This is a genomic window from Pseudoalteromonas sp. G5_S1_54_S4 (assembly GCF_054968565.1).
Genome location: NZ_JBQKUL010000007.1, coordinates 111,157 through 119,800 on the forward strand (window position 1 = coordinate 111,157; position 8,644 = coordinate 119,800).

Genomic DNA, 8,644 nt, shown 5'->3' on the forward strand with positions numbered 1-8,644 from the left:
TACTTCTTATTAACAAAAGACAATCTAAATCAAGCGCGAGCAAGAGTCAAAGAGAATGCGAATAAAGTGGTAGTTTCTCAGACAGATTGACAGATTTGGCACTTAAAAGCTCATATCTTGGGCGATCTGCATTAAAAATTTCAGCGGCGTAGGCTTTTAAATCTTCAAGCGTTAATGCGTTTAAAGAATCCAGCAGGCGTTGCTGCATATTAAACCGATGATCGCCATTACCTATAGCAAGCCATAAACGTTGTGAACGTAAACGCAAATTTTTGTCTTTTTCAGCAATATGGGTTGTTAATCCATGTTTTTGTTGCAGCCAGTCTTGTTCTGTTAGTTCATTAATTGTTGCTAAATACTGGCTAATAAATAAATTATGCCTGTGCAGTAACGTGGTGGGCTCAAATTTTGGTGATTGTATATAAAAGGCAATACCAGCACGGGTATTAAAAGGAGCGTATCCTGCCCCTACTAAATAACCGAGTTGTTGCGTGGTTCTGAGTTCATTAAAGTAATCTTGATTAATTAAATGATTCAGCGCCATCATTTTCACTTTTTCATTAACGTCATCGCTTTGTGCTTGGTAGTAAATCACCATGGCATTATCGCTGCAGGCAAGTTCAAGCTCGTAGCGGGTCACTTTAGTGATTTCATAAAGTGGGCGCTTTAAATCGTCGATAACGGCTGATTTTTTAAGGTGCTGGGCGACCTTCTTTTGAAACTCAAGCGCATCATTTTGCTGCCAATTACCATGTAAAAAAGACTCAACATGAAGGGCATTAAAAAACGCTTGTCTAAATTCATTAAACTGATGGAAACAGGTGTCTTTGAGTGCGTTTGCTAACTCGTCAGGCTGAGGATTCCACGGCATTATTTTAGCGCCTAAAATACTAAATAGCTCACTAACGGGTTTGTTTTGATTGCTATTACGCCAATGCCTTACCAGTTGCTTTTTATATTCTGCAAAGCGTTTGGCACAAATTTTTACGTTAAATAGTGCATCAATCAGCTGATCGACTAATTCGAGTTGGCTTGAAGAAAGCCCCGCAGTGTGAAGCGTTAAGCCACCTTGATGAGAGGTTAAGTGATAACTTAAGCCCGCAAGTTCCGCTGGGTAAAACTGTTCGCCAACACTGTCCATGAATAAATCTGAAAATAACCGCGTCAGTGCCATATGTTTCACATCTTTTACTGCAAAGTCAGAGTCCATGGCTAAATAAAAATGCCCTTTGGCGACTCTAAAGGTGGCGTCTTGTTTAAACCAAAAGTCAAAGCCTGCTTCTTTTACCAGTAATGTTGGATATCGTTGCTGTGATTCAACCGGATATAAAATGACATCTTTAGCTAAATAAGGATTAGCCGTGGGCAATAGCATTTCACTTTGTGGCTGGCTAATCTGTGCAAGTGCTTCGAGCCAATGTAGCGACAATTTTTCAATTTTATAGGGGGTGTTATACCAAGCAGCTGTGTGTTCAGGCTCTACATCAGGATGAATAAGCACTAAACGCATGTTGTGCGGAGTTAACCACTGCATAGCCATTTCATGCGTGCTGGCTTTAAAGCCCTCCATTAAATAGTCACCCTGTAAGTAATTAACTTCATCGTAGTGTTGCATGTTAATACTTAAATTACTGACCCAATCAATTAGGCGAGACTTTTCTTGGTTATCAAATGCGATTTGTAATAGTTTTTGCTTATCTTGATATAGGCGAGGTAGTTTGCTGGTGTTGTTATTAATTAAACAAATGTATTCAAACACCATTTCAATAATATCTTCGTAGTATTCAATGCCTTCATCGGTCAGCGCCATACTAATATTAAAGTCTTTAAAGTTACTACCGTTGATGCCACCTCCGGCAGAAAGAGCATTGATCCAGCCTTGTTCTTTTAGTACTGAATACAACGAGCCTTGTCCTTCATACCCTAGTAAGTGGGCAATAAAACTAACAGTTTTATGACGGTAAAAATCGTCAATGTTTGGCATAGCAAAGCTAATAATCAGCTTTTGTACATGCTTGTGTGGCTCAATATGGAGCAACTTACCCAAGTCTTGGCTGCGATAAAGCGGTGCCTCTATGGGTGGCTTTAACTTGCTGTTATTGCCTTTAATCTGCCAGAAATATTGAGTTGCCCATGCCTCAAGAGTATCTAATGATTCATTGGCACAAATCACTAGGGTCATCCATTGAGCTTGGTAATGCTGATTAAAAAAGTCGCGTAACTCATCACTAATACAGCGTTTTCTATCAGCTAATGTTTGTAGGTTGCCTACAGAGAACTTAGCAAACGGATGTGCAGGGTTAACCGTTTCTTTATGCACTTGATAGATGCGCCGGCCATCATCTTTAATCTTTAATTTAAACTCAGCCTCAATAGCATTACGTTCTTTTTCTGTTTCTGCTGGGTTTAGTGTAGGCGCTATAAAAAATCGGCTAAATTGCGCTAATGCTGTTTCAATATGATGGTTATTAATATCAAAGAAATAGCAGGTATGCTCTGTGCCAGTCCACGCGTTGGTATTGCCACCAGACTGCGAGACAAAATTATTAAAACTTCCTGATTCAGGATAAAGGTCAGTGCCTAAAAACAACATATGCTCTAAAAAGTGCGCTAGGCCTTGTCTATCAAGTGGATCATCAAAGTGACCAGCGTTAACAGCCATGGATGCGGCAGCTTTTGCTGAGTCTTGATCGTGCACTAAAAGTACTTTTAGACCATTGTCCAGTGTTAGTGTGCGGTAAGCTCTGTTATCATTGGTGCTGATTTTCAAATGATGCTCCTGAAACTAAACGTATAATTGTTAACAACAGATGATAACTTCAGGAATGCAATGCTATTTACCTGAACATCATGAAAGAACTATTTTAAGAAAATAAATAGGTTTGAGTTATTAATATAGCGGAAATTCGAGCAAACTGGCTACTGTTTTATATTCTTTAATTGGTTGATTTTTTATGAAAACAATCTTGATAATGCGTCATGGTGAAGCAATACCGATGCACTCTGATGATGTCAGTAGAAATTTGACTCCTTTGGGCCATCAGCAGGTAGAAAAAATGGGGCTGTGGTTACAAAAAAAGCATGCTCCAACGGGGTTATTAGTGAGTCCTTATGTAAGAGCGCAGCAAACAGCTGAGGGTGTTAAAAAAAATAATACCTTTTTATTTGAAGAGACCTGCCAAGATATTATTCCTGAAGGTAACCCGCAGGTTGCTGCAGATTACTTAGAAACGTTAATCGCGCTTCATCCAGAATGCGATACTTGGCTTGTGGTTGCCCATATGCCTATGGTGAGCTATTTGGTTGATCAGTTGTGTGCTGGGCACATGCCTATTTTTAATACCGGCGCTGTTGCACAAATTAGTTATGATGAAACTCGCCACAAAAGTGATTATATCACCATTAATGCACCAGCGAATGTAGATGCATAGCGTGTAAATTAGCATTTAGCTAAGCCACTTTCTATTAAATAAATGTCAATACTTTTAGGTATTTGTCTACAGTAGAATTGTTAACCACATACTAAAACTCACCACACTCAAAACTGTCGATAAAACAACCGCACTGGCTAACGTATCTTGATGTTGTTTTATTTGGCATGCAATTAAGTACGCATTAACCCCCAAGGGGGATGCGCTCAATAATACGAGTACTTTTAACAGCGACTCATTAATAGCAAATACATGTGAGCCTAACACTAATACTAAGGCGGGCAATATAACTAGCTTTAACAGGCTGGCAATAACTGCCGCTTGCCAGTTATCGCTAATTTTATAAAAAGCTAAGTTTGCGCCTAAAACAAATAACGCACAGGCAATGGCAGGTTTAGCTAAAAGCGCTAAGCCATTAGTTAAATCAGAAAATAAAGTAATCCCTGCTAAATTTACCAATAAACCCGTGCTAATACTCAATACGACAGGGTTGAGTAGCATATTTTTGGCAAATGTTGACCAAGAAAACGCATGACTGGCACTGTTTGCACTAATTAAAAAGGTAAGGGTGAACAATAGCGCGCTATGAAAGGTGATGATCATAAAAATAATGCCCATCATTTGCTCACCCATGGCGGCTATGATAATGGGCAAGCCCACCAATACGGTATTTGAATAACTACTGCCAAGGGCAAATACACTGTGACGTTCATATTGAGGATGTTTAGAGAGAGTGTAGCGGTCAATAATGAGCGCAAAAAAATAAATTAAAATAACGGGAATATAAAAGCTTAAAAAGCCATTTAAGCTCACGCTGGTTTTTAAGTCTGCCTGGGCCATATTTAAAAATAAAAAACTGGGTACACTAATGTAAAAAGTAAATTTACTGAGCCCTGTTATATGAATGCGTTCTAAAAACTGACTTCGGCTTGCTATGTAGCCACATAACACAATAAAAATAAGCGGAAATATAATCGAAAATATATGCACTAAAAAAGACTCTTATTGATTGGCTCTAGTGCTCAGCGTCTAAACTCATCACTTTGCGGTAAGTTAATTAATATGAGTACCGCCCCTTTACCGCCATACTCAAGCGGAGCTTGGTGCATAGCAATTACATCGGGGTGTTGCACTAAATATTGCGGTACTTTATGCCTGAGGATATGGCCGCCAATTCCGTGTACAACACAGGCACAATAGTAATGCTTTTTTTTACACTCATGAATAAGCCCTGCGAGTTCATCTTTGGCTATCTCTTTATTTAAGCCATGCAGGTCGAGGGTTAAATCAGGAATAAAATCCCCTCGACGAAGTTGTTTGGCTAAAAAACGATCCTGACCCTGTTGTACATAATTAACGGTACCATGTGTGTCTATATCGGGCACATATTCATCAGAAAAGAAAAATTCTGACTGTTGTTGCTTTTTTTGCTGGGCAAATTGCTTCGCTTGTGACACTTTAGGTTTATTGCTAAAACGGTGAGTGTCTTGTTTAAATACACGCGCACCACTGATACTTTGACGGAACAAGTCAATGTCGTCAGGACTAATTAGGCTGTTTGAGTGGGGATCTTTTTTCATAGCGGCAGTCTAAACAAAAAAGCGGTAAAAATCGAGTAAAAAGGTGTGATACCCAAGCAGCTTTGAGGTGCATAGTACAGCGCCATTAAGGTTAATTTAAAAGCGATTTATACTGCGTTATTGATTTGAACAATAGAGTGACTATTATTTGCAATCAAAGCCTTACCTAAATCGCTTTTAACACTAACTGCGCTCGCACCTAAAGGTGGCTTGGGTATACAATAGGGCAATCATGGGGCCAATGATGCGCCCCGATTGAGTTTATTTTTTTTGAAAGTAGCAGGCAGATAATACTGATGAGTGAATTACTAATAGAAGAAGCAACCCTAGATGAAGCTGTTGCAGAACTTTCAACCTTACACGATTGGCTTCGTTGGACAACTAGTCAATTTGCAAGTAGCGGTATTTTCTTTGGTCATGGCACCGATAACGCATGGGATGAAGCGGTAAGTTTGTTATTACCGGCGCTTAGTTTGCCTATCGATGCACCCAAAGAGCTGATGCATGCGCGTTTAACCAGTACTGAAAAAAATCGTTTAGCGGGCTTAATTGCCGAGCGCATTAACGATTTTACCCCAGTACCTTACCTTACCAACATTGCATGGTTTGCTAACATGCCATTTTATGTGGATGAACGCGTATTAATTCCTCGCTCGCCTTTTGCTGAGCTTATTAATAATCGCTTCACCCCTTGGTTAGAAAAACCAGAGTCAGTAGGGCGTATTTTAGATTTATGTACAGGCTCAGGTTGTATTGCTATTGCCTTGGCACAAGCGTTCGAGAATGCGCAAGTTGATGCGGTTGATATATCCTATGAAGCGCTTGAAGTGGCTGATATTAATATCACTGACTATCAACTAAGTGATCGCGTACTACCGATTCAGTCTGACGTATTCAGTGGTGTACCTGGGCAAAAATACGACTTAATCGTAGCAAATCCACCGTACGTTGATGCTGAAGATATGGCTGATTTACCACGTGAATTTCACCATGAACCAGAGCTAGGATTAGCATCGGGACACGATGGTCTTGATGTAACACGTACTATTTTAGATCAAGCTAGTGAGCATCTAACAGATAACGGTTTGTTATTTGTCGAAGTAGGTAACTCTATGGTACATATGGATGCACTGTATCCAGGCGCACCATTTGAATGGATTGAGTTTGAACAAGGCGGATTAGGGGTGTTTGTTATTAGCAAACAACAACTAGATGCCTACTTTGCACAGTAATAATTAGTACTAGCCATTCATCCGAAATGGCTGGGCAAAACAATAGCCGAGTTAATCCTCGGCTATAAGTCATTAGGAATGAGGAAAGTTAATGGCAGGTAATAGCATAGGGCAGTTATTTAAAGTGTCCACCTTTGGCGAAAGCCACGGCGTTGCATTAGGCGGCGTAGTGGATGGCACGCCCGCAGGCCTTGAAATCACTGAGGCCGACATACAACACGATTTAGACAGACGCAAACCTGGGCAAAGTCGCTATACCACGCAGCGCCGTGAGAGCGACCAAATCAAAATTTTAGCGGGCGTTTTTGAAGGTAAAACCACTGGTACTAGCATTGGTTTATTAATTGAAAATACCGATCAACGTTCACAAGATTATGGCAAAATTAAAGACGTATTTCGCCCAGGCCACGGTGACTATACCTACTGGCACAAATACGGCCTTCGCGATTACCGTGGTGGTGGCCGTTCATCTGCGCGCGAAACCGCTATTCGGGTTGCCGCAGGCGCTATTGCTAAAAAGTATTTAAAGCAATTTCATGGTATTGAAGTACGTGCGTGTTTGAGCCAATTAGGGCCAATTAAAGCCGAAAATTACGATTGGGATGAGGTGGAAAATAACTTATTCTTTTTCCCAGACGTTAGCAAGCTTGAAGCACTCGATGAATATATGCGCGAGCTTAAAAAGCAAGGCGACTCAGTGGGCGCGAAAGTCAAAGTGGTCGCTAAAAATGTGCCTGTTGGTTTAGGTGAGCCGGTATTTGATAGGCTAGATGCCGAACTTGCACATTCATTAATGAGTATTAACGCTGTAAAAGGCGTTGAAATTGGCGATGGCTTTGATGTGGTTGAGCAAAAAGGCTCAGAGCACCGTGATGAGTTAACCCCTGATGGTTTTACCTCAAATCATGCCGGCGGCGTATTGGCAGGTATTTCTACAGGGCAAGATATAATCGCATCCATTGCGCTTAAGCCAACATCAAGCATTACCATTCCCGGTAATAGTATTAATACCGAAAATGAATCGGTTGAGATGATCACCAAAGGTCGTCACGATCCTTGTGTAGGCATTCGTGCTATTCCGATTGCTGAGGCAATGATGGCCATTACTTTAATGGATCATTTACTACGTCAACGCGGTCAAAACCCACATGTTAACCACGAACACGGGCCAATTAAAGGCGCTATTTAAGCGCCTTTAATTATAATAAATGCGGCTGATATTTGATGCCGCACTTACATAACTGACTATACTTAAATACGGTCAATGGCTTGTTTCGCAACCATATAGAGTTTTTTAATCATTAAACCTAACACCCAACGGATAAATTGAGTTGTGAGCTCTACTACCTCGTATGACGCTTTACCTACAAAAGCAAGCATATGGCCAATTAAACCCTTTAACTCTTCTGTAAGCTCTACAAACTTAACCACAGATTCATGTAAGCATCGCGCTAAAATATCATAAAAAGTTAACCCAACGCTAAGACCTGCTTGTGCAGAAATAAAGGCATATTGGCCAGTTTTCTTTAAAAAGGTAATTAAGCCATCGGTAATAATTCGCTGCCATCTAAGTGAGAACGTCACGTTATAGCGCAGAGCATATTTTAAAACTGTATGATTATAGTGAAGAGTTTTTAGTGAGCTTTCCATGCTTCCATAATCTTTGTGTGCAGCTACAGTATTAACATAACCGGGTGTGTTTTCTTCCATAGAGTGTGCACCAATATTAAAAAACGATCCTTCATTCATCGCCGTTTGGTATTCGCTTGAGGTATGACTAAATGGCCAAGCTGGTACGCAAGGTACAGGATCTGCACCGTGCGTTACACGGTACTGACCAACATTATGTGCAGCTGAATGCACCGAATGATTTAGCACAACCCTTGGCGCACCAAACGTATATAAATTAGTGGGAATACCTTGCTCACTTGCCCATATTGCTGATAGTTGGGCAATCGCACCACCTAAACTATGGCCAACAAGGTGCAAACACTTAGGTTTATGCTGCTTGACATAACTTGCAAACATCGGCTTCATGCTGGTAAAGGCTTTCTCAAAGCCAGAGTGCACTTCTAAGTTTTTAGGGCCATGGGTAATTGCTACGTTTAAGTTTGTTAGCCAATCAGCGCAGGAAGTAAAAACGGTGCCACGAATACCAATAATATGGTGGCCTTCAAATTGTGGAGAGATTCCTTGTGCGGTTAATGCAAATCCTGTGGTGCGGTTTAGGAGTTGATTGATTAAGCCACCACTAACTCCTTTTATTTGGTTGTTGGTGATTTTAAAGTTTTTTATAAATGTCGGGTTGAAATCACCGTTAAAACTTGTTGAAGTCCTAATATCGTAAACCCTTGCTGCGACACTCGCTGCAATGCTTGGCGGTAATACTGCTTGGACTTTT

General features: G+C 40.6%; 7 protein-coding genes. 3 read left to right on the plus strand and 4 right to left on the minus strand.

Going from position 1 to position 8,644, the window contains the following annotated elements:
- Nucleotides 1-46: 46 nt before the first annotated feature.
- Complete coding sequence (locus ACTRWE_RS05020; protein ID WP_036956875.1) at nt 47-2,770, minus strand: insulinase family protein; 2,724 nt, start codon at nt 2,768-2,770, stop codon at nt 47-49.
- Between the two features lie 184 nt (nt 2,771-2,954).
- Between ACTRWE_RS05020 and sixA the strand changes: the two genes are divergently transcribed.
- Entirely contained in the window at nt 2,955-3,431 is a 477-nt protein-coding gene (sixA, locus tag ACTRWE_RS05025) for a phosphohistidine phosphatase SixA (protein ID WP_024602806.1), read from the plus strand.
- Nucleotides 3,432-3,497: 66 nt separating this feature from the next.
- Here sixA and ACTRWE_RS05030 read toward each other — a convergent pair whose 3' ends face one another.
- Nucleotides 3,498-4,421, minus strand: coding sequence for an AEC family transporter (locus ACTRWE_RS05030; protein ID WP_462879570.1), 924 nt, complete (start codon nt 4,419-4,421; stop codon nt 3,498-3,500).
- Between the two features lie 32 nt (nt 4,422-4,453).
- Complete coding sequence (smrB, locus tag ACTRWE_RS05035) at nt 4,454-5,011, minus strand: endonuclease SmrB (protein ID WP_016899440.1); 558 nt, start codon at nt 5,009-5,011, stop codon at nt 4,454-4,456.
- A gap of 296 nt (nt 5,012-5,307) precedes the next feature.
- Between smrB and prmB the strand changes: the two genes are divergently transcribed.
- Nucleotides 5,308-6,243 (plus strand): 50S ribosomal protein L3 N(5)-glutamine methyltransferase, encoded by a 936-nt coding sequence (gene prmB, locus ACTRWE_RS05040; RefSeq protein WP_013464520.1) that lies wholly within the window; start codon nt 5,308-5,310, stop codon nt 6,241-6,243.
- 91 nt (nt 6,244-6,334) lie between these two features.
- Nucleotides 6,335-7,432, plus strand: coding sequence for a chorismate synthase (aroC, locus tag ACTRWE_RS05045; RefSeq protein WP_350654490.1), 1,098 nt, complete (start codon nt 6,335-6,337; stop codon nt 7,430-7,432).
- A gap of 62 nt (nt 7,433-7,494) precedes the next feature.
- Here the strand turns inward: aroC and ACTRWE_RS05050 are convergent, their stop codons facing one another.
- Nucleotides 7,495-8,616, minus strand: a complete 1,122-nt coding sequence (locus tag ACTRWE_RS05050) for a lipase family protein (protein WP_350654492.1) — start codon at nt 8,614-8,616, stop codon at nt 7,495-7,497.
- Nucleotides 8,617-8,644: the final 28 nt, after the last annotated feature.